Origin of the sequence: Klebsiella sp. MS 92-3 (assembly GCF_000195655.1) — a bacterium.
Classification (GTDB): domain Bacteria; phylum Pseudomonadota; class Gammaproteobacteria; order Enterobacterales; family Enterobacteriaceae; genus Klebsiella; species Klebsiella pneumoniae.
This window is the reverse complement of the sequence record NZ_GL882782.1, coordinates 1-591: the sequence shown is the minus strand read 5'-3', so window position 1 is coordinate 591 and position 591 is coordinate 1. Positions and strand designations below refer to the sequence as shown.

At 40.9% G+C, this 591-nt stretch carries 1 protein-coding gene; it reads left to right on the top strand.

What is annotated here, in order from left to right; translation table 11 throughout:
• The coding region (locus tag HMPREF9538_RS32160; RefSeq protein WP_009484593.1) for a hypothetical protein at positions 1–547 on the top strand (547 nt) is incomplete at its 5' end.
• Between the last annotated feature and the right edge of the window lie 44 nt (positions 548–591).

Genomic DNA, 591 nt, shown 5'->3' with positions numbered 1-591 from the left:
GGATGCCCCGTTTGGATTCAAATGGGGGCAAACTATCCAACAGACAATAGATCAAAAACTTGCAGGAACAAAAGTCAATAACACAGGGTTTGTCGGTTTTATAAGTGCTGACGCCGCACCAAAACCTGCATCTTTTGAAGGTCGATATTTTCTTGGTTTCATGGGGGGACTCGGGTTAACAAGCGTCTCATTCTCAACTCCTGTAGATGCTAATGGGTACTTTTTTAACCAAGGAAGGAAAGTTTACGGTGATATGTCTCAGAAGCTTGAGCAAAAATATGGTAGCCCAGTTGAAATTAAAGAAAAGATAAGCCGTGATGGGGCAGATTTCTATGAGTGCATAAAAGATGAGTCGTGCGGCACATGGCAACGAAAGTATCAGAAAGATGGCATGACAATCACCTTAAACGTTGAACCTTCACCAGGGCGGTTAATGGATGCAATGTCAAAAGGGTATGTAAGTGTGCGGTATGAGTTTGTGTCAAAAGAAGAACTGGATAAAGAAGTAAAGAGATATAAAGATAAAAAAGAATCCAACAATTTCTGATTCATGGTTCTAACAAAGACCTCGCTTCGGCGGGGTTTTTTATT